The organism is Cellulomonas sp. URHE0023, from assembly GCF_000688475.1.
Classification (GTDB): Bacteria; Actinomycetota; Actinomycetes; order Actinomycetales; family Cellulomonadaceae; genus Cellulomonas.
The window spans coordinates 512950-534479 of sequence record NZ_JIAN01000006.1 but is presented as its reverse complement, the minus strand read 5'-3'; the positions used below and the strand labels follow the sequence as shown (position 1 = coordinate 534479).

At 72.1% G+C, this 21530-nt stretch carries 13 protein-coding genes; all 13 read left to right on the top strand.

The window, feature by feature from the left end; genetic code table 11:
- The first annotated feature begins 1 nt into the window (after nt 1).
- Nucleotides 2–454, top strand: a complete 453-nt coding sequence (gene ybeY / locus N553_RS0111725) for an rRNA maturation RNase YbeY (RefSeq protein ID WP_028046675.1) — start codon at nt 2–4, stop codon at nt 452–454.
- Nucleotides 451–1800, top strand: coding sequence for a hemolysin family protein (locus N553_RS22400; protein WP_051640098.1), 1350 nt, complete (start codon nt 451–453; stop codon nt 1798–1800). The genes ybeY and N553_RS22400 overlap by 4 nt, the downstream gene beginning before the upstream one ends.
- The gene (gene era / locus N553_RS0111715; RefSeq protein WP_028046674.1) at nt 1797–2711 is read left to right on the top strand and encodes a GTPase Era; all 915 of its coding nucleotides are present in this window, start codon (nt 1797–1799) and stop codon (nt 2709–2711) included. The genes N553_RS22400 and era overlap by 4 nt, the downstream gene beginning before the upstream one ends.
- A 2-nt stretch (nt 2712–2713) precedes the next feature.
- Nucleotides 2714–4279 carry a S9 family peptidase gene (locus tag N553_RS0111710; RefSeq protein WP_028046673.1) on the top strand — a complete coding sequence of 522 codons (1566 nt, stop codon included), beginning with the start codon at nt 2714–2716 and terminating at the stop codon, nt 4277–4279.
- 161 nt (nt 4280–4440) lie between these two features.
- Nucleotides 4441–5277, top strand: a complete 837-nt coding sequence (locus N553_RS22395; RefSeq protein WP_231505243.1) for a PP2C family serine/threonine-protein phosphatase — start codon at nt 4441–4443, stop codon at nt 5275–5277.
- A complete protein-coding gene (locus N553_RS0111700; RefSeq protein WP_028046672.1) occupies nt 5274–6536 on the top strand; it encodes an FHA domain-containing protein in 1263 nt (420 codons plus the stop codon). The genes N553_RS22395 and N553_RS0111700 overlap by 4 nt, the downstream gene beginning before the upstream one ends.
- A complete protein-coding gene (locus tag N553_RS0111695; RefSeq protein ID WP_028046671.1) occupies nt 6533–8128 on the top strand; it encodes a serine/threonine-protein kinase in 1596 nt (531 codons plus the stop codon). The genes N553_RS0111700 and N553_RS0111695 overlap by 4 nt, the downstream gene beginning before the upstream one ends.
- A complete protein-coding gene (locus N553_RS0111690; protein WP_028046670.1) occupies nt 8125–14169 on the top strand; it encodes an Ig-like domain-containing protein in 6045 nt (2014 codons plus the stop codon). Before N553_RS0111695 ends, N553_RS0111690 begins: the two co-directional genes overlap by 4 nt.
- A gap of 68 nt (nt 14170–14237) precedes the next feature.
- Nucleotides 14238–15194, top strand: coding sequence for a MoxR family ATPase (locus N553_RS0111685; protein WP_028046669.1), 957 nt, complete (start codon nt 14238–14240; stop codon nt 15192–15194).
- A gap of 5 nt (nt 15195–15199) precedes the next feature.
- Nucleotides 15200–16348 carry a DUF58 domain-containing protein gene (locus N553_RS0111680; RefSeq protein ID WP_028046668.1) on the top strand — a complete coding sequence of 383 codons (1149 nt, stop codon included), beginning with the start codon at nt 15200–15202 and terminating at the stop codon, nt 16346–16348.
- On the top strand, nt 16345–18651 hold the full coding sequence (locus N553_RS22390; protein ID WP_051640097.1) for a transglutaminase domain-containing protein: 2307 nt from the start codon (nt 16345–16347) through the stop codon (nt 18649–18651). Before N553_RS0111680 ends, N553_RS22390 begins: the two co-directional genes overlap by 4 nt.
- 56 nt (nt 18652–18707) lie before the next feature.
- Nucleotides 18708–19847 (top strand): RDD family protein, encoded by a 1140-nt coding sequence (locus N553_RS0111670; protein WP_197030019.1) that lies wholly within the window; start codon nt 18708–18710, stop codon nt 19845–19847.
- A 20-nt stretch (nt 19848–19867) separates the two neighbouring features.
- Nucleotides 19868–21349, top strand: a complete 1482-nt coding sequence (locus tag N553_RS0111665) for a PQQ-binding-like beta-propeller repeat protein (RefSeq protein WP_028046666.1) — start codon at nt 19868–19870, stop codon at nt 21347–21349.
- The last annotated feature ends 181 nt before the right edge of the window (nt 21350–21530 follow it).

Sequence of the window (21530 nt, the reverse complement as noted above, 5' to 3'; positions counted from 1 at the left end):
GATGAGCGTCGAGGTCAGGAACGAGTCCGGGTACGACGTGGACCTGGCGGAGTTCGCCTCGCTCGGTCGGTTCGTCATCGACGCGATGCACGTGCACCCCCAGACCGACCTGTCGGTCACCCTGGTCGGCACGGACGCCATGACCGACCTGCACGTGCAGTGGATGGATGAGCCCGGCCCGACCGACGTGCTCTCCTTCCCGATGGACGAGCTGCGGCCGGGCAGGGAGGGCGAGCCGACGCCCGCCGGTCTGCTCGGGGACGTCGTGCTGTGCCCGGAGGTCGCCGCGCAGCAGGCGCGCACCGCGGGGCACTCGACCGAGGACGAGCTGCTGCTCCTCACGACGCACGGGATCCTGCACCTGCTCGGCTACGACCACGTCGAGCCGGACGAGCACAAGGAGATGTTCGACCTGCAGCGCCAGCTGTTGCTGAGGTTCCTGGCAACCCGATGACGGACGCCCCGGTCGCCCTGCTCGTCGTGCTGGCGGTCCTCGGCATCGCCGCAGCCGCTGCGCTCTCCGCGGGCGAGATCGCGGTCGTGCGGGTGTCCCGGGCAGCCGTCACGGAGCTCGTCGCCGAGCGTCACCCCGCGGCCGGACGAGTCCGCGCGCTCACCGAGCACCCGAACCGGGTCGCGGCGGCGGCTGCGTTCGTGCGCTTGTTCATGGAGATGACCGCGACCGTCTGCATCACGCTCGGCGTCGGCTCGGGCGAGCTGCCCTGGTGGGCGGTCCTGCTCGTCTCCGTCGCCCTGTGCGGCCTGGTCGCCTTGCTCCTCGTGCGGGCCAGTCCTCGCACGTTCGGCCGGCGGCATCCCGTCAGGACCCTCGCGGCACTCTCGAGGCCGCTCGTCGTCGTGACCGCGGTCGCGGGCCGGCTGGGCGCGGTCGGGCGGCCGACCGTCGGCTCCGTCGAGGAGGAGGAGGACGAGCTGCGCGACATGGTGCAGAGGGTGAGCGAGTCCGACGTCATCGAGGACGAGGAGCGGGAGATGTTCCGCTCGGTGCTCGAGCTCGGCGACACGCTCACCCGTGAGGTCATGGTTCCGCGCACCGACATGGTCACCGCGCCCGACGACACCCCCGTGCGCAAGGCGCTGGCTCTCCTGCTGAGGTCCGGGTTCTCGCGGGTTCCCCTGACCGGCGAGTCGGTCGACGACCTCAGGGGTGTCCTGTACCTGAAGGACGTGGTCCGACGGCTGCCGATGGCGCCCACCGGACGCTCCAACACCAAGGAGCAGCAGGCCGTGCTCGACGCGCCCGCCAGCTCTCTGGCCAGACCGGCCGTGTTCGTACCCGAGTCCAAGCCGGTCGACGAGCTCCTTCGTGAGCTCCAGGACGGGTCGTCGCACATGGCGATGGTGGTCGACGAGTACGGCGGGATCGCGGGTCTGGTCACGATCGAGGACGCACTCGAGGAGATCGTGGGCGAGCTGACCGACGAGCACGACCCGACGGCGCCCCTGGTCGAGGACCTCGGCGAGGGGGTCTACCGCGTCCCGGCCCGCCTGGGGCGCGACGAGCTGGGCGAGCTGTTCGGCCTCGAGGTCGAGGACGAGGACGTCGACACGGCCGGCGGTCTGCTGGCCAAAGCCTTGGGTAAGGTTCCACTGCTCGGGTCGGCGGGGGACATCCACGGGCTGCACCTCGTCGCGGACCGCGTCGAGGGGCGGCGCCGCCGGCTGGCCACCGTCCTGGTCAGCCAGGTCCTGCCCGAGTCCGACAACGAGCACGAGAACGAGAACGCGGCCTCTTCGCCCAGGTCGCACTCGTCCGACAACAACGGAGCGACCCGATGACCTTCCGATCCGGCTTCGCCTGCTTCGTCGGACGCCCCAACGCCGGCAAGTCCACGCTCACCAACGCGCTCGTCGGCCAGAAGGTCGCGATCACGTCCGGACGCCCGCAGACGACCCGGCACACGATCCGTGGCATCGTGCACCGCCCCGACGCACAGCTGATCCTCGTGGACACCCCTGGGCTGCACCGGCCGCGGACGCTTCTCGGGGAACGGCTCAACGCGCTGGTCAAGGACACCCTCACCGAGGTCGACGTGGTCGGCTTCTGCCTGCCGGCCGACCAGCGCGTCGGCCCGGGCGACCGGTTCATCGCCGAGCAGATGAGCGAGCTCGCGCGCGACGGCCGGGGCACGCCCGTGGTCGCGATCGTCACCAAGTCCGACCTCGTCGGCAAGGGCAAGCTCGCCGAGCACCTCCTCGCGGTCCAGGGACTGGGGGACTGGGCGGACATCGTGCCCGTCTCGGCGGTCGGCGGCTACCAGGTCGAGGTGCTCGAGAAGGTGCTCATCGGGCACCTGCCCGAAGGTGCGCCGCTGTACGCGGAGGGCGAGCTGACGGACGAGCCCGAGGCCGTGATGGTCGCCGAGCTGGTCCGAGAAGCCGCGCTCGAAGGGGTGCGCGACGAGCTGCCTCACTCGCTCGCGGTCGTCGTCGACGAGATCGTGCCGCGAGACGAGCCTGCCGCGAACGGGGTGCCGATGCTCGATGTGCGCGTCCACCTGTTCGTGGAGCGCGACAGCCAGAAGGCGATCATCATCGGCAAGGGTGGTGCCCGGCTGCGTGACGTCGGCAGCGAGGCCAGACGCGGGATCGAGGCGCTGCTCGGTGCGCGGGTCTACCTGGACCTGCACGTCAAGGTGGCCAAGGACTGGCAGCGCGACCCCAAGCAGCTCGGGAAGATGGGCTTCTGAGCATGCTGCGCTCGGGAGAGCGGTCGTCGAGAGCACCGGAGACCGTCAGCCGGCGCCGGACCGCGTACCGGATCACGGCGAGCACCGTCCTGGGTGTCGTGCTTCTCGCCGTGCTCGGAGCGGTCATGGGCCCACAGTGGGACCCGGTCCCGATGAGCGACCCGTTGACTGTGCAGACGGCCTCCACCGTGATCGGCGACGCGGGCGAGGTGGGCACCTACGAGGTCAAGACGTCGATCGTGACCGTCCAGCTCGAGGGCACCACGATCGACGCGCAGATCAGTGAGCCGGTAGGCCTGGCCACGCCGAAGCCGGGCGTCGTGTTCATCCACGGAGCGGGCACGGGGCGTTATGACGTCGCGTTCCTCGCCCAGGCGCATGCGCTCGCCGCGTCAGGCATCGTCGCGATGGTGCCCAACAAGCGGCTGGACACCTACACGACGCGGCACCGCAACTACGTGTCCATGGCCGACGACTACGACGCCTCCGTGAACCTGCTGCAGAGCTACCCGGGAGTGGATCCCTCGAGGGTGGGTCTCTACGCGGAGAGCGAAGGTGGCTGGATCGCCCCCGTGATCGCGGCACAGGACCCCGACGTCGGCTTCGTCGTGCTCGTGTCCTCGCCCGTCGTCCCGCCCCGGCAGCAGGCGGCGTTCGCCGTCGACTCCTACCTGCGCAACACGGGCGTTCCGCACGGGGTGTTCAGGGCGATCCCGCGAGCGGTCGGGATGTCGTTCCCCGGTGGTGGGTTCGAGTACGCGGACTTCGACGTGACGCCGTACCAGCGCAGGATGCACCAGCCCGTCCTCGTCGTCTACGGCACGGGCGACGCCTCGATGCCCCTGATCCAGGGCGCCCTGCAGGTGATCGACGACACGGCGCTCGCCCAGAACAGTGACGTGACGGTCCGGTACTACGCCGGCGCGAACCACGGGATCCGGGTCGGCGGCGTCGTCGACAGCGACTTCTTGCGGGACCTGTCCGGGTGGGTGCTGGCGTTGCCGGCCACGGCTGCCTCCGAGCCGCGGATCGCGGGTGACCAGCCCACGCAGACCTACCTCGCGTCACCGGTCCCGCAGCCGCGGTGGAACGGTGACGTGGCGCTCGCACTCATCGCGATCGGTGTGGCGCTCATCGTTCTCGGCCCGCTGGCCGTCGGCATCGCCCGGGGTGTGGAGGCCGCGGTCGACGGCGCCCGACACGGCCCTTCGCTGCCGGGTCCCAGGTTCGCGCGCGGGGTGCTGCCCCGGCTCGTCGCCGTCGGTGGTGGCGCGATCCTCACCGTCATCGCCCTGGGTTGGTACGTCATCTCCGTCGCACGGCTCGCCCTGAACTACGAGCGGAACGACCTGGTGGTCCAAGGGGGCTGGCTGCTCGTCCGCCTGCTCGGCATCGCGGTCGTCCTGGCAGTGGTCCTGCTCGTCCGGAGGTACAGCTCGGCGCGGTCGGCGGGCGTACGACCGGCACCGGGCGTCCTGCGGACCCTCGTCCTGTGGGGTGGCGCCGTAGGCTCAGGGATCCTTCTGGTGGCGCTCGCATACTGGGGTGTGTACCAGCTGGGCATCTGATCGCACGGCGGCCGCTGGTGGTGGTACCGGAGGCTCAGGTAAGGGACGATGTGCGCCGATGATGACAGGAGGCACCTGATCGGGGTGCCACCTGGTCGCGCCGAGAGCGAGGGGGAACGCAGGTGCGGACGTCGTGGGGTTCGGCGACTGATCGTGGCCTCGTGCGCGACGTGAACGAGGACGCGCTCCTGGCGTACCCGCCGGTGTTCCTGGTAGCAGACGGCATGGGTGGTCACGACGCGGGCGACCTGGCGAGCCGTATCGCGGTCGAGGAGTTCGCGCAGCTGGCCGGCCAGGCCGCGGCGAGCTCCGACGACGTGCACGCGTGCTTCGTGAGAACGGCGGCACGGATTCGCAGCGAGTTCACCGGTGGGCGCCAGGGAGGCACCACGGTCGCGGGCGTCGCCGTGACCGAGCACGACGGCGGCTCGTACTGGTTGGTCTTCAACGTCGGTGACTCGCGGGTGTACCGGTGGGACGGCGACGAGCTCCAGCAGGTGAGCGTGGACCACTCGGTGGTCCAGGAGCTCGTCGACCTGGGTGAGATCGAGGTCGCCGAGGCCGAGACGCACCCCGAGCGGCACGTGCTGACCCGCGCGCTCGGCACGGGAGAGGCGCCGGAGCCTGACTACTGGCTGCTGCCCGCGGGCCTGCGCGACCGGTTCCTGATCTGCACCGACGGCCTGACGCGGGAGCTGCAGGAGTCGGCCCTCGAGGAGGTACTGGTGTCCACCAGCGACCCGCAGGACGCCGCTGCCCTGCTCGTACGGCTCGCCCTCGAGCACGGTGCGCGGGACAACGTGAGCGCCGTGGTGGTCGACGTCGCGACGTCGACTGGCGCGGACGAGGACGTGCACATCACGGTGCCGCGGGTCGACTCCGACCTCGGTCCGCACCAGTGGGACGAGATGCTCAACGGCGCGACCGTCCCGCGGTTCTATGCTCCGGGCTCGTCGCCGAGCGGTGCGCGTACGTCTTACGAGGAGGACCCGTCATGAGTGTTCCCGAGTACTCCGCAGGCGACTGGACGGCGATCGTGCGACCCGGGTTCGTGGCGCTCCTCGGCCCGACCGCGGCCGACTCGACCGTCCGCGACCTCTGGCAGGCGACCGGTGAAGGCGTGTTCGCGGGCCTCGCGCTCCTGGCCCGCGACGGATTTGCCGGTCTACCTCCCTTCGCGCTCGTGTCTGTCGACAAGCGCCGGGTGCACGCTGCCCTGCGCGGTGATGTCGAGGTGGTCCTCGACCTGGACGGCCGGCTCGAGACGCTTCGGTCCGGTGAGGTCAGCACGTGGACCGAACGCGTCCTCGAAGGGGTCACCTCGGTCGCCGTGCAGGTCGACGGTGCGGCAGCCCACGCCGCGAGCCTTCCGGTGGCGGACGGCGTCGTGCGCGCCTCGTGCGTCCGCATCTCGCTGGCGGTCGCCGACGAGGTGGTCGAGGTCGTCGAGGACATCGACGTCGTGCCCGCTCAGGTCGTCGAGAACATCGACGTCGTGGCTGCTCAGGCGGTCGAACCGGTCGAGCAGGGGCCGCGCACGAACGTCTTCGACTCGCCCGTCCTGGCGCCGTCGTTCGCGGACGAGCGCGTGGGTCTGGTGCCCGTCGCAGAGGGCGAGCCGGAGCCCGGGCCGGAGCAGGCCGACGGTACCGGCCCTGTGCCGGTCGTACCCGTCGCCGGCGACCATGGCGACCCGTCAGGTGTCGTCGCGGCGGCGGAGGCGTTCCTGTCGCACTCCGCGTTCGAGGAGAAGCACGGCACCGGGTCGCAGAACGTCCCGCTGTCTGGTGCCTCGCTCGACGACCACGACGGCCTGACGATCCTGTCCGCGGACCTGGCAGACATCCGTGACCAGCTGCCGTCGTGGGCTGCGGACGACGCGCCGGGACCGTTCCGTGCACCGCAGCGCGCCCCGATGCCGGCGAAGCTCGTGCTCTCGACCGGCCTCGTCGTGCCACTCGACCGGGCCGTCCTGCTGGGCCGCGCACCGCAGGTCGCGAGGGTCTCCAACCGTGAGCTCCCGCGCCTCATCACGGTCCCGAGCCCGCAGCAGGACATCTCACGCACGCACGCCGAGGTGCGCGTCGAGGGCGACCACGTCCTGGTGACGGACCTCGACTCGACGAACGGCGTCCACGTCGCCCGACCCGGTGAGGGAGCCCGTCGCCTGCACCCGGGTGAGCCCAGCGTGGTGGGTCTGGACGAGCTCGTCGACCTCGGGGACGGCGTGACGTTCTCGCTGGAGCGGGGTTCGTGACCGCACGCCGCGAAGCCTCGACCCCGCCGCGCCTGCCGGGGTACGAGCCCGTCCGCGTGCTTGGCCTGGGTGGCTTCGCGGACGTCTTTCTCTACGAGCAGCAGCTTCCGCGACGCGAGGTCGCCGTCAAGGTGCTGCTCGCAGGGAGCCTCGACGACGACGTGCGGTCGCGGTTCCAGACCGAGGCCAACCTCATGGCCCAGCTGTCCCACCACCCGTCGATCGTCACGATCTACCACGCGGCGATCGCTGCGGACGGTCGTCCGTTCCTGGTGATGGAGTACTGCTCGCGGCCAGGTCTCGCGGACCGCTACCGGCAGGAGCGGATCTCGGTTCCCGAGGCGCTGCGCATCGGGATCCGCCTCGCGTCCGCGGTCGAGACCGCACACCGTGCCGGGATCCTGCACCGCGACATCAAGCCCGCGAACGTCCTCACCACGGACTTCGGCTGGCCCGCGCTCACCGACTTCGGCATCGCCGCGACCACGGGCCAGGGCGGTGGCGCCACCGTGGGCATGTCGATCCCGTGGTCGCCCCCCGAGCTGCTCGGCGAGCACCCCTCGGGTGACGAGCGCTCCGACGTGTACTCCCTGGCTGCGACGATCTACTCGCTGCTGGCCGGCCGCACACCGTTCGAGATCGCCGGTGGCCGCAACAGTGCCCAGCAGCTCGTGGCGCGGATCGAGCGCTCGCCGTTGCCCCCCACGGGTCGCGACGACGTGCCGCCGGCGCTCCACCAGGTGCTGGACAAGGCGATGGCGAAGGTGCCGGCACGCCGGTACGACAGTGCCGCCGCGGTGGCGCGCGCCCTGCAGCAGGTGGAGAGCGACCTGCGCCTGCCCGTCACGCCGCTGGACCTGACCGAGGACGCCTTCGCCGGTCCGCAGCGCGAGCAGGGGCCGCAGACCGGTGGACCGCAGGGTGGTGGCGAGGACGACGCGACGCGGCTCCGCTCGATCGTGAGCGTGACCCCGCAGGAGGCGCCCGCGGTCCGGGAGCCGCAGCCGACCGTCGACGCGGTCCCCGGCGAGGACGACGCCACGCGGGTGCGTTCCATCACGACCGTGCCCTCGACGCCGTCGGCAGCCTCCCCGGGGCGATCCCCGCTTCCCACGTTCATCGCGCCGCAGGAGCCGGTCACCACCGACGACGTGACGGCTCCCGGACGCCGGCGCACCGGTCCGCTGGTGGGCGTCGTCTCGGGTCTGGTCGTCCTGGCGGCCGTCGTGACGCTCGGTGCGGTGGCGCTGCGCGACGACGCACCCGACGAGCGACCGAGCTCCGGGTCGGAGTTCAGCCCGGCCCCGGCACCCACGGCGATCGACGACGTCGTGCCTGCACCGCACTCGCTGCAAGGCACGCGACAGCCCGACGGCACCGTGGTGTTCACCTGGCAGAACCCCGACCCCCAGGAGGGGGACAGCTACCTCTGGGGCGTCCTCGAGGCGACGGGCGAGCCTGAGCTCGAGCTCATCGACGTGCCGACGGTCACGGTTCCCTCCGACGGCTCGGCCGAGGTCTGCATCCAGGTCGCGATCGTCCGCGCCGACCGCCGGTTGTCGGCGAGCCCGGCGCAAGGCTGCGCCGCGTGAACGTCGCCAGCCTCCGCCAGAAGGCCACGGCGACTGCCGCGGTGGTCGTCGTCCCCGTCCTGGTCGCCGTGCTCGCACTCGTCGACCAGGGCTTCCCGCTCGCGCGCCTCGACCTCAACGACGGAGCCGTCTGGCTGACCGCGACGAGCCAGAGCCAGCTCGGCCGGTACAACGCCACGGTCGAGGAGCTCAACGGGGGCCTGGTGGCGGACGGCACGGACTTCGACGTCCTCCAGGACGAGGGCGACATCCTGCTCGTGGAGCAGGGGCAGGTGTCGGTCGTCGATCCCGCGTCCGTCACGATCACGACGCAGGTTGCGACCCCGGGGGCCACGGTCCGCATGGCCGGCGGGACCGTCGCCGTCGCAGACGCGGACGGCAACGCCTGGGTCCGGGCGATCGGCGACCTGGACGGACTTCGGATCGGCACGGACGCGCCGGACCTCGAGCTCGGCTCAGGGGGCAAGGTCGTCGTCGCCCAGGGCGGAGCGGTTCTCGGGGTGGCAGCCGACGACGGCGCGGTCACGCGCGTCGACCTCTCCGGTGGGTCGGTCCAGTCCTCGTCCGTCGGCACCCTCGGGACCGGGGAGGTCGACCAGGTCACCGCGGTCGGCGACCAGCCCGTGACTCTCTCCGGGAGCACGGTGCGCACGTTGCACGGCGCGGTCGAGGTGCCGGGTGACGGTCTGCGCCTGCAGCAGCCCGGTCCGGCGTCCTCGGTCGTCCTCGTCGCCAGCACGACCGCGCTCATCGAGGTTCCGCTCGACGGCGGCGACGTGGTCGAGCACCCGACGGATGGGTCGGGAAAGCCCGCCGAGCCCGTCCGGGTGGGCGCGTGCGCGCTCGGCGCGTGGGCGACCGGCAACGGGTCCTACCTCGAGCTGTGCGACGGCGCGAAGGCGAAGGTGAGCGACCTCGAGGGCATGTCCAGCTCGGACGCGCTGGCGTTCCGGGTCAACCGGCAGGTCGTCGTGCTCAACGACACGCTCCGGGGCCGGCTCTGGCTGCCGCTTCAGGACACCGACCTGCGCGTGCCCAACTGGAACGAGGTCGTGCCGCAGGAGGACCCCGAGCAGACGGAAGACCAGTCCCAGAGCACGGACACGACGCAGGAGCTCGTCACGGAGTGCTCGAACGAGTCGGCGCCGCCGACCGCCGCCGACGACGCGTTCGGGGTGCGGCCGGGTCGCGCGACGATCCTGCCGGTCGTCGACAACGACTCGTCGTCCGACTGCGGCATCCTCTCGATCTCCCAGTTCGACCAGGTGCCACCCGAGTTCGGGACGGTGGCACTGATCTACGGCGGGCGAGCCCTGCAGGTCCAGGTCGCAGCCACGGCGGTCGGTTCGGCCGAGCTCACGTACACGATCAGCGACGGTCGCGGCACGACGGCACCGTCGACCGGGCACGTCGTGCTCACGGTCCATGACGAGAGCACGGATGCGCCACCGATCCAGGTGAGGACCGGCTCCCTGACCGTCGAGCAGGGCGGACAGGCCGACCACCAGGTCCTCGCGGACTTCGTCGACCCGGACGGCGACGACCTGCTGCTCATCGGTGCCGTCGCAGACCCGGCCGCCGGCTCGGCGCGCTTCCGGCAGGACGGGACCCTCACGTTCAAGGCGGACGGGCCGACGCTCGGGCGCACGCGCGTCACGCTGCAGGTCTCCGACGGCCGCACCACGACCGAAGGCGTCCTCGACGTCGACGTGCGCCCCGCGGGTTCGATGGCGCCGCAGATCGACCCGGTGTTCGCCGTCACCTACGTCGACATGCCGGTCACCCTGCACCCGCTGGACTCGGTGCGCAGCTCGTCGAGCGAGCCGCCGCGGCTCGCCGGCGTCGACGAGGTCGTCGGGGCGACCGTCTCGAGCGACCTGCAGGCGGGCACCTTCACGTTCAGCGCCGCGCGCGCAGGCAGCTACTACGTGCCCTTCCTCGTGACCGCATCACCGCAGCAGGCCACCGGGCTCGCGCGCATCGACGTGAAGGAGTGGCCCGAGACGGCCGAACCGCCGGTCGCGGTCCGTGACCGGGCGTCGCTGCCGGCCGGTGGCGAGGTCACGATCGACCCGCTCGACAACGACTCCGACCCGGCGGGCAAGGTGCTGGTCCTGCAGTCGGTCGAGGTGCCCGAGGGGTCGGGCCTGCGCGTCGCGATCCTCGACCACCACCTGGTGCAGATCCGCTCCGAGCGCACGCTGACCCTGCCGGTCGTGCTGCGCTACTCGGTCTCCAGCGGTCAGTCGTCGGCCGTGGGCGAGATCATCGTCCAGCCCGTGCCCGCGTCGACGTCGTCCCAGCCACCTGTCGTGCCCAACGTCGAGGTCGACGTCCGGACAGGGGGCGTCGTCACGATCCCGGTGCTCGACGGCGCGTTCGACCCGGACGGCGACCGCCCGGTCCTGGTGCCCGAGCTGGCCGAGCCGCTCGGTCCGGGCGAGGGTCTTCTGTTCGTGTCCGGGGACGTGCTGCGGTACCAGGCGCCGCCGAACCCGCTCACCGCGCGGGCGACGTTCTCCGTCATGGACGCGACGGGCAACGTCACGGCCGCCACCGTGACCGTACGGGTCCACGAGTCCGATGCCGGGACCAAGGCGCCGCCGCGGCCCCGCGACCTCACGGCCCGGGTGTTCGAGGGCGACAAGGTCCGGATCGTGGTCCCGCTGGTCGGGATCGACGCCGACGGTGACGGTGTGACGCTGCTCGGCATCGCGTCGTCCCCGTCGCGTGGCCGGGTCACCGCCGTCGGACCCGACTGGCTGGAGTACCAGGCGCTGCCTGACGAGCTCGACACCGACGAGTTCACCTACGCGGTCGAGGACTGGACCGGGCAGCGAGCGGTGGCCAAGATCCGCGTCGGCATCAGCCCGAGGCCCACCAGCGCCGCGCTGGTGACGGCCCGGGACGACCAGGTCACCGTGAAGCCCGGCCAGCGCGTCGAGGTGCGTGTCCTGGCCAACGACGTCGACTCGAGCGGTGGCGAGCTCACGCTCAACCCGCTCCTCGACATGGCCCCCGGGACGGACGCGCAGCCCGACGGGCGTCGCATCATCGTGCACGCGCCCGACGCGCCGACCGTGCTGCAGATCGGGTACACGGTCGAGAACAGCCGCGGCGGCCGGGACACCGCAGTGCTCACCGTCACGGTCGCTGCCGACGCGCGGGTCCTGCCTCCGATCGCTCGGGACGTCGTGGTGAACGCGCTGGACACGCTGGGGCGCACGGAGGTCAGCGTCGACGTGCTCGCGGTCGCGCAGAACCCCAGCGGCCCGCTGAGCGACCTGGTGGTGTCGGTGCCGGGCTCGCTCGCCGACGTGGCCTCGGTGGTCGGCGGCAAGGTCGTCGTGACGCTCGTCGACCACTCCCAGACGGTTCCGTTCCTGCTCACCAACAAGACGTCCACCTCCGCGGCGTCGTACGCGTTCATCACGGTGCCCGCGCTCGGGTTCTTCCCGCCGACCGCCCGACCCAAGGCACCGGAGCTCCGGGTCGCCTCGGGCGCCCAGCTCGTGATTCCTCTGGACGAACAGGTCCAGGTGGCTCCGGGCCGCACACCGACGGTCGCGGACCCCGCGGGGCTCAGCGCCACGAAGTCGGACCGCACGAGCCTGCTCAAGGACGACAGGACCCTGCAGTTCACGTCCGCCCCGGGCTACGCGGGCCCGGCGTCGATCACGGTCCCCGTCACGGACGCGTCCGGTCCCGCCGACGCGTCGGCGCGCACGGCGATCATCACCTTGCAGATCACCGTCTACGCGATCGACGACCACCCGCCGACGTTCACGCCGTCGACGATCGACGTCGCGCCCGGCGAGGCTCCGCTGCCCGTCGACCTGCGTTCGTTCACGACCGGTCCGGAGGGTGACACCGAAGACCCCTCGAAGGTTCGGTACTCCTACCAGATCAACTCGGCGGTGCCCGCCGGGTTCACCGCGACGATCGAGAACGGCAGCTTCCTGACGGTGTCGGCCGCCGAGACGGCGACCAAGGGCCGCACCGAGAAGCTCGCACTGAAGATCGGGTACGGCCGCAGCGGCTCGCTCGACCAGTCGGTCGACCTGCGGGTGATCGCCAGCACGCGGCGGATCGCCCAGGTACAGGACGTCCAGATCGAGGGTGTCGAGGGCAAGGAGAGCACCGTCCAGGTGCTCGAGAACGCGTACAACCCGTTCAGCGAACCCTTGACCGTCGTCGGGGCCACCGTCGAGACGCCCGGCGCCGGTACGGCAAGTGCCACGTCGAGCTCGGTGAGCGTCCGACCTGCCGCCGGATTCATCGGCCAGATGGTCACCCGCTTCCGCGTCCGTGACGTGACCGGTGACCCCGATCGTGAGGTCGAGGGCCGGATCTACACGGTCGTGCGGGGCAAGCCTGCGACACCGACGGCCCCGCGGATCGGTGAGATCCGCGACAAGACGGTCGTGCTGTCGTGGGATGCGCCGGACAGCCGCGGTGCACCGATCCTCGGGTACCGGGTCGTGGCCAACCCCGGGAACATCGTGCGTTCGTGCGTGAGCACGACGTGCACGATCGACAACCTGACCAACGACACCGAGTACACGTTCACCGTGGCCGCGCAGAACGTCGTCGACTGGTCCGACGCCAGTCTCGCCTCGGCACCCGCCCGGCCCGACGCGGTGCCCGGCCAGCCCGGCATGCCGGTGCTCGAGTTCGGGGCCGCCTCCGTGCGCGCGACGTGGACCGCGCCGGTCCAGACGGGATCGCCCATCACCGACTACACCGTGGAGATCTCGCCGACGCCCCCGTCCGGTTCTGCGAGCGTCTCGTCGGCGACGACGAGCTACACGTTCTCCGGTCTCAAGAACGGGACGGCGTACTCGGTGCGCGTCCGGGCGCATAACAAAGCGCCGGACCCCGGGCCTTGGTCCGACTCGTCGCTGCCGATGGTCCCGGCTGCTGCGCCGGACGCTCCGACGGTGGCTGCGTCGCGCAGCGAGACCGGCTGGTTCGGTGCGCCGCAGATCACGGTCGGCTGGAACCTGCCGGACGGCCACGGCGACGCGGTCCGCGGCTTCGAGATCTCGGTCGACGACGGGACGCCGGTCGGGCTCGACGCCGCCACGCTGGCGTACAGCTTCCCGGCGACCCGGGGGCACACCTACCGGATCGGGGTCCGTGCGCTCAACAAGGCCGGATCGTCGCCCTGGGGAACGGCCCTTGGTGAGACCTGGAGCCAGCCGACCGCACCGACCGCACCCTCGTCCGCGCCTGTGCTCAACGGCGCGCCCTGGGGAGCCGGCTCGGTGACCCTGGCGTGGGCGCCCCCCACCGAGACCGGGGGCGTCGGCGTCTCGATCGACCACTACGAGATCCAGCTCGACGACGCGGCCCCGACCGCGGTCGCCGGCACGGGGACGACGATCCAGAACCTCGTCGGCGGCGCCTCGGTGACGTACCGGGTGCGGGCCGTGAACTCCCGCGACCTCGCGGGGGACTGGCTCGACCTGCCCACGGTCACACCCGTGACGCGCCCTGCCTCCCCGGTGGTGGCGGTCACGACGGGTGGCGTCGACCAGGTGAAGGTGACCTACGCGCTCGGCGCGAACGGCGGGGCTGCGATCGACGGCCAGCAGGTCAGCGTCAACGGTGGCCCCTGGCAGGACGTGGCGATGGGCTCCGCCCTTCCGGCGACCATCGACACCACACCCCCGACGCACGCGGTCACGGTCGACTACCGGGTGCACAACTCCCAGGGCTGGAGCGAGCCGGGCTCGAGCTCGGCCCCGGTGGGTCTGCCGTCGGCGCCCGCGGCGCCTGTGCTCAGAGCGACCGTGAGCGCGGATGGCACGAAGGCCACCATCGCGTGGGACGCGCCCGACAGCCATCACCGCCGCATCACGGCCTACCGGTGGACCGTGACGGGTGATGTCGAGGCTGACGGCACGCTCCCGGAGGACAAGCTCACCTTCGATGTGGCCGTGACACCCGGCACCACCATCCACGTCGAGGTGCAGGCGCAGAACTCGCAAGGGTGGGGACAGCCGGGCGTGCTGGATGTCTCAGTTCCCTCGCCGTAGGTGCCGACACCATGAGCAGGACCGCAACCGACCATGACCTGTTGAACGACCACCTGGAGATCGCGCACATGGACCCCGAACAGAGCACCTGGTTCGCCGAGACCTTCGAGGCCCTGGTGTCCAACGTGGGGCTCGCGCTGCTCGGCAAGGACCACACCGTCCGGCTCGCGCTGACCGCGATGATCGCCGAGGGGCACCTGCTGCTCGAGGACGCCCCGGGCACAGGGAAGACGTCGTTGGCCAAGGCGCTTGCGGCCACGGTGCAGGGCAGCCACCACCGGATCCAGTTCACGCCCGACCTGCTGCCGTCGGACGTCACGGGCGTGACGATCTACGACCAGGGGACGCACCGCTTCGAGTTCCACCCGGGCCCGATCTTCGCGTCCGTCGTGCTCGCCGACGAGATCAACCGGGCGTCTCCCAAGACGCAGGCCGCGCTCCTCGAGGTCATGGAGGAGGGCAACATCACGGTCGACGGTGTGACCCACCCGGTCGGCCGTCCGTTCATGGTCATCGCGACGCAGAACCCGATCGAGCAGGCCGGCACGTACCGCCTGCCCGAGGCGCAGCTGGACCGGTTCCTGATCAAGACCTCGCTCGGCTACCCCGACCGGTCGTCGACGATCGAGATCCTCGCGGGCGCGAAGGACCGCACCACGAACCTGCAGGCGCGCATCACCACCGAGGCCGTGGGGACGATGGCGGACCTCGCGCAGACCGTGCACATCGACGACGTGGTGCTGGACTACGTCGCACGCCTGACCGAGGCGACTCGCGACGACCCGCAGACGGCGATCGGCGCGAGCATCCGCGGTGGTCTGGCCCTGGTCCGCACGGCCAAGGTCTGGGCTGCCGCGGCGGGCCGCGAGTACGTCATCCCCGACGACATCAAGGACCTGGCCCAGCCTGTCCTCGCGCACCGGCTCATCCTCGACACCGAGGCAGAGTTCGCAGGCGTGACCGCGGTCGACGTGCTGGCCCGCATCCTCGAGACGACGGCACCGCCTGCCCTGCGGGCGGCCTGAGCACCATGGGTCTGCGAGTCTCACCGGTCGGCTGGGCAGTGGCGGTCCTGTCCGTCGGCTGCCTCGTGCTGGCCCGCTGGCTCGGGTGGCTGGAGGTCGCGGCGATCGGCGCGGCCCTGGCGGCGGTGCTGATCGTCGCGGTGCTCATGACGGTCGGTCGCTCGCGGTACGAGATCACGCTCGACATGGCGGACCGGCGCGTCCGCGTGGGCGAGCGTGCGCTCGGTCGGCTGGTGGTGCGCAACATCGCACGACGCAGGTCCTTGCCTTCGCGCGTCGAGCTGCCTGTCGGCGCGGTCACCGCCGAGTTCTCGGTGCCCGCACTGGCCTCCGGCGTTGAGCACGACGACCTGTTCGCCATCCCCACGGCGCGACGTGCCGTCATCGTGGTCGGACCGGTGCGCTCCGTCCGGGGCGACCCGTTCGGGCTGGCGCGGCGCAGCGTGCGCTGGACCCGACCGGTCGAGCTGTTCGTCCACCCGCTGCTCGTCTCGCTGGCCGGAGCAAGCTCAGGACTCCTGCGGGATCTCGAGGGGCAGGCCACGCGTGACCTGTCGGACTCCGACCTGTCGTTCCACGCGCTGCGCGACTACGTGGCAGGCGACGACCGCCGGTACATCCACTGGCGGACGACCGCTCGGCGCGGCAGCCTCATGGTCAAGCAGTTCGAGGACACCCGGCGGACGCAGACGGCCCTGGCGCTGGCCACGGACCCCCGGGACTACGCCGACGACGACGAGTTCGAGCTGGCGGTCTCGGTCGTCGCCTCGGTCGGTGTCCAGACGCTCCGCGAGGAGCGCGAGCTCGCCGTCCTCGCGGGGCCTGGGACGCTCCGGGTGGAGACGCCACCGCTGCTCCTGGACGACTGCTCCGGGCTGCAGCTGAGCTCGAGCGGTGCCGGCATGGCGCTGCTCGGCCGACGCGTCGCCCGGGAGGCACCCGAGGCGTCGGTCGCGATGCTGGTGACGGGCTCGGTCCCCACTGCGGCAGAGCTGCGGCTCGGGTCCCGCCATGTTCCGACCGGGACGCGGACCGTCGTCCTGTGCTGCGAGCGTGGCGCCGACCTGTCGGTGCGCACGCGTGGCTCGCTCAGCGTCGCGACCCTCGGCGCGCTCGACGACCTGCCCCGCCTGCTGCGGCGGGTGACGGCATGACGACAGCCGCTCGCCCGCGCTCGCTGCGGGCAGGGTCGACGGACACCGCGGTGCTCGTCGCCATGCTGGGACTTGCCCTGCTGCCGCTGCTGTCGGTGTACGGCGAGCAGGCTGCGGTCCCCGCGCTCGTGGGAGGGCTGGCACTCGGCGTCGCGGTCGCCGGTGTCGGTGCGTGGCGCCGGTGGTCGGCCGTGACCGTGGTGGCGGTGCTGGTGCTCGTGTTCTTCGTCGCCGGTGGACCGTTGGCCGCACCGAACAGCACGATCGCCGGCTTTCTGCCGACGCCGAGCACGATCACCGAGCTCGCCAGCGGTCTGGCGTCGACGTGGAAGCAGATGCTCACGCTCCAGCCTCCGGTCGGTACGAGCGGGACGCTGCTCGTCGCGATGTTCTCGATGGCTCTCGCCGGCGCAGCCATCGCCGTCACGCTGGCCCTGCGGGCGCGCCGTCCTGCGGTCGCGGCCTCGGCCGCCCTGCTCCCGGTCGTCGCCGTCGTGGGTGCGATCGTGCTCGGCACCCGGACGCCGTCGATCCCTCCGGTCCTCACGGGAACCGTGCTCGCCGTGGTCCTGCTCCCGTGGGCCGCATGGCGGTCCGGTGGTCTGCGGGCTCGACGCCTGGTCTCGACCACGATGCTGCTGGTCGTCGCGGTCGCGGCGGGCACGTTCGGGGCGCCGGCGGTCGTGGCGTCGACCGAACGGTTCGTGGTCCGCGACGAGATCGTGCCGCCGTTCGACCCCCGCGACTACCCGAGTCCGCTCTCGGCGTTCCGGGACTTCGTGAAGCAGGACGCGGACACGCCGTTGTTCACGGTCGCTGGTCTGCCGGACGGCGCACGGGTCCGGCTCGCGACGATGGATCGCTACGACGGCATCGTCTGGAACGTCGCCGGTGACGGCTCTGCGGAGGCGTCGGGGGAGTTCAGGCGCGTCGGGGACGTGATCGAGACCAGCGCGCGCGGTCAGCAGGCGAAGGTGACGATCCGCGTCGAGGACCTTCAGGGCGTGTGGCTGCCGACCGTCGGGCAGGCGACCTCGTTCGACGTCACCGACCCGGCCGCGGCGAACGGCCTGCGGTACAACGACGCGACCGGTGCGGCCGTCGTCACCGAGGGCGTGCACAGGGGACTCACGTACGAGGTCGACGTCATCGTGCCGCCGGTGGCCGACGCGGAGACCGTCGGTCGTGCACCGGCCGCGGACATCGCTCAGCCGGCGCCGTCCGGCGTCCCGGACATCGTCTCGATCACCGCGGCCGACGTGGCGCGCGATGCCGGCAGTCCCGTGCAGATCGCATCGGCTCTCTCGAGCTGGCTCAACGAGCAGGGCTACTTCAGCCACGGCAACGTCGACGCCGGCGACTACCCGTCGCTGTCCGGCCACGGGGCGGACAGGGTCACGTCTCTGCTCGGCGCGGACGTCATGGTGGGCGACGGCGAGCAGTACGCGGCCGCGTTGGCGCTGATGGCGCGCGACATGGGGCTGCCTGCGCGTGTGGTGCTCGGCTTCGTGCCCTCGATCGACGCGGACGGTGAGTCGGCCGACGGCTCGACGACGGTGACCGGCAAGGACATCCAGGCCTGGGTCGAGATCGCCTTCCAGGGGTACGGCTGGCTCCCGTTCGACCCGACGCCGCCGCCTGAGCAGACGCCGCAGGAGAACGACCGGGAGAAGCAGTCCGAGCCGAACCCGCAGGTGGTCCAGCCGCCGCCTCCTCCGCCCGGTGACGTCACGCCGCCGGACGAGGACACGGAGCAGCCCCAGGTGGACGACTCGGAACCGACCGACGACGAGGCACCTCTGTGGCTTCGCGTGACGCGCCTCGCCGGTGTCGTCAGCATCCCGTTGGTCGTGCTCGTGTCCCCGTTCGTCGTGATCGTGCTGCTGAAGGTCCGTAGGCGCCGGCGTCGGCGGCGGACCGCGGACCCTGTGGCGCGGGTCGCTGGGGGATGGGACGAGCTTCTCGATGCTGCGCGTGACCTGCGGCATCCGACGGGCGGCCTGGCCACGCGCAACGAGTCGGCAAGAGCCCTCGCGGCGTCGTTCGAGGACGTGCCCGACGGAGCGCTCGTCGCGTCGCGGGTGGGTGCCCTGGCGCGGTCGGCCGACCGAGCGGTGTTCAGCCCGGCGACTCCGGCTCCGGAGCAGGTGGCCGCATACTGGTCGGACGTCCAGGTCGCCGTCGCAGCCATGGCGCACAGCGTGGGATGGCGACGTCGTGTCCGTGCGCGGGTCTCGACCGTCTCCCTGCGAGACGAGAAGCGGCGACGTCGTGCGGCTCGCCGCTCGACCGCCCGCCGGTAGCCCGCGGTGTCCGCCCACCCATGCCCGAACGCCCGCTCGATCTCGAAGGAGCACAGGTGAACGCCCGGTCCGCGCGCCTGAACGCAGCGCCGCCCGCGTCGATGGGCCGTAGGTTCGTCGCCGCGTCGCTCGACGTCGTCGCCTGGCTGGTCGCCGCCGGCTGGCTCGTGGTCGTCGGGGTGGTCGCGTGGGCCCGTGCCGAGCCGTCGACCGCCGCGTCCCAGGACGCCCTGCGGCTGGTGACGATCGGGATGGCCCTCACGGGCGGCGTCGTGATTGCGCACTGGTTGCTGCACGGACGGTACGGGTGGACCCTCGGGCGGCTGGCGATGGGCGTGCGTACCCTCGACGTCGAGACGCGTGAACCGGTCGGCCCTGCGCGCATCTTCGTGCGCACCGTGGTCGTCCTGGCGGGTGCAGCGGTCCTGCTGGTCGGCGCCGCGGTCGTGCTGGCCTCCCCGTTCTTGGACCGGACCCGCCGCAACCGCGGCTGGCACGACCGCGCCGCCGGCGACGAGGTGCTGGACGTCCGCCGGTCGGCCCTCGCGCTCGCCGAGCGGCCACCATGGCGCAGCCCGCAGCGAGCCGCCGAGCCGTCGACGCTGACGCGCGGGCCTGCGCCCCTCCCCGAGTGGGCTGCCACGCTCAGCCCCACGGCGGTCCGGCAGCCGTCCGCTCCGCCGCTCCTGCTCTCCCCGGTCACCCCGCGCCGCAGCAGCCCGGACCTGGACACCCGGACCATGCCGGTCGTGCGCCAGGGGCTCGCCTACGGCCTGACGCCCGAGCTCGAGCTGACCCGTCCGGCGGCGCCGCGAGCAGACCTGCCGGCCGTTCCGCCGCCGGCCACGGACCGCCCGGCCGCGGAGTTCGAGCTCTCGGACGGGCGCCACGTGAGCATCGAGCGGACTGCGCTCGTGGGACGCAACCCGGCCTCGGACGCCCCGGTGCAGCTCGTCCGGGTCGCGGACCCCACGCGCTCGGTGTCCAAGACCCACCTCCAGATCGGCGTCGAGCCGTCGGGCGTCTGGGTGGCGGACCGCGGGTCGACCAACGGCACGGTCGTGAACCTGCCCGACGGCGGTCAGGTCGTCTGCGGGGTCGACCAGCAGGTCCGCATCAGAGTCGGTTCGACGGTGGTGTTCGGCGACTGCTCGATGCGGCTGGTGCGAGTACCCACGACCGGCCCCACAGCCTAGAGGCGGCCTAGAGTCGGTTCATGGCGCAGCGACGCCTGGCCGAACGGCCGGTGATGCAGCTCGTAGGACTGGACGACGACGCGACGGTCGGGTCGGCGCCCGCCCGGTCCGCGCCCGAACGCCTGCACGAGGCGGCCGCGCACGTGCGGACCTGGGCGTCGCGCCGGCCGGCGACCGCCGGGGTGATCGCCGTGGTCGCGGTCGTCCTTCTTGCGGGCGGGGTGGCTGCCGGGCCGCACTGGCTCCTCGAGCGGGAGCGCGCCCGGGTGCTCGGTCCGGCGTCCTTCGTCGGAGCGGTCGACTCGTTGCGTTCGGTCCCGGAGGTGCCGTGGACGGCGGACGTCGACGGTGGCGTCGCTCCGGTGCTGGTCGGCGACGTGCTCGTGGTGACCGCAGGGTCCGTGGACGCGGGCGACCGCCGGGTCGTCGGCCTCGACGCGGTCACCGGCGCGACACGGTGGGCGGTTGCGCTGGGCGCTGACCCCATCCCTGACGCGGTCGCATGCCGGTCGGCAGGAACGCTCGTGACGTGTGTCGCCGGTCCGTCACCTGCACCGGACCCGCGCGGCCTCGCCCAGGTCCCGGACAGCCCCGTCGGGGTGTCGACGCTCTGGGCGATCGATCCCATGGACGGCGCGGTGCGGTCGCAGCACCCGATCAGCGGCTGGGTCCAGGCGACCGCGGCGGCCGGTGCGGACCTCGTGGTGGCGACCTACGCGTCCGGGCGGTTGGCGATCAGCCGGATCGAGCCGGTGACAGGCCGGCAGGTCTGGCACTCGCAGTGGTACGCCTCGGGCCGGACCAAGATCAACGGCCGTCTGCGCATGGTCGTCGCAGGCGGTCTGGTGCTGGTCTCGGGCGCCGACACGTCGGTCCTGCTCGACGAGGAGACCGGCGAGAGACCGGCGCCCTCGACCGAGCCCAGAGTCGACGAGACCCGGCTCACCGCGGACGGGACCCTGGTGCGCGAGCACTACCGGGTGCTCGACTCCGCGATCGTCGCGCGCTCCTCGTTGTCCTCGGGCCTCGGCGAGCCGTGGTTGACCGCGGAGGGTTCGGTGCTGCCCGTGGACGTGTCCGACGGGTCGTCGGCTCTCACGTTCACCTCGGACGGGCTGGGCGTCGACGGCGTCCGGGCCTACCGCGCTGGCGCCGACCAGCAGGTCTGGCGCACGACGACCAAGGCCACGCGCGTCTCGGTCGACGTGGCTGGTCGTGTGGTGGTGCGCAGCGGGGGGACGCTCGCCGGACTCGACACCTCCGACGGCTCGCTGGTCTGGGTGAGGGATCTGGGGGCGGTCTCCGGGTCGGCGGTCTCGGACGGACGCCGGGTGGCGGTGCTCAGCGGCGGCGTCGACGACCACCCCGTGCTGGTGGCGCTCGACCTCGCCGACGGAGGCGTCGAGTGGCGGCTGCCGCTGCCGGACGGGACGTCGCGCGTGGTCCGGCTGGGCACCCAGCTGTACGCCCTGGGCGACGACCTCCTGGTCGCGCTGCGGTGACGCGACCGGTCTCGCACTGAGACCGAGGTTGCGGTGGAGGTCCGTGTTCGGGGTACGGTGAGTTCGTGCTCGGGATCACCCTCCTTCTTCGTTGCCGCGACGAGGCCCTCTAGGCCGCATCCTCGTCGCGGTGTCGCGTGTGCCGGCTGACCCCCCGCCGAACGCCCCGAAGGACGAGGAC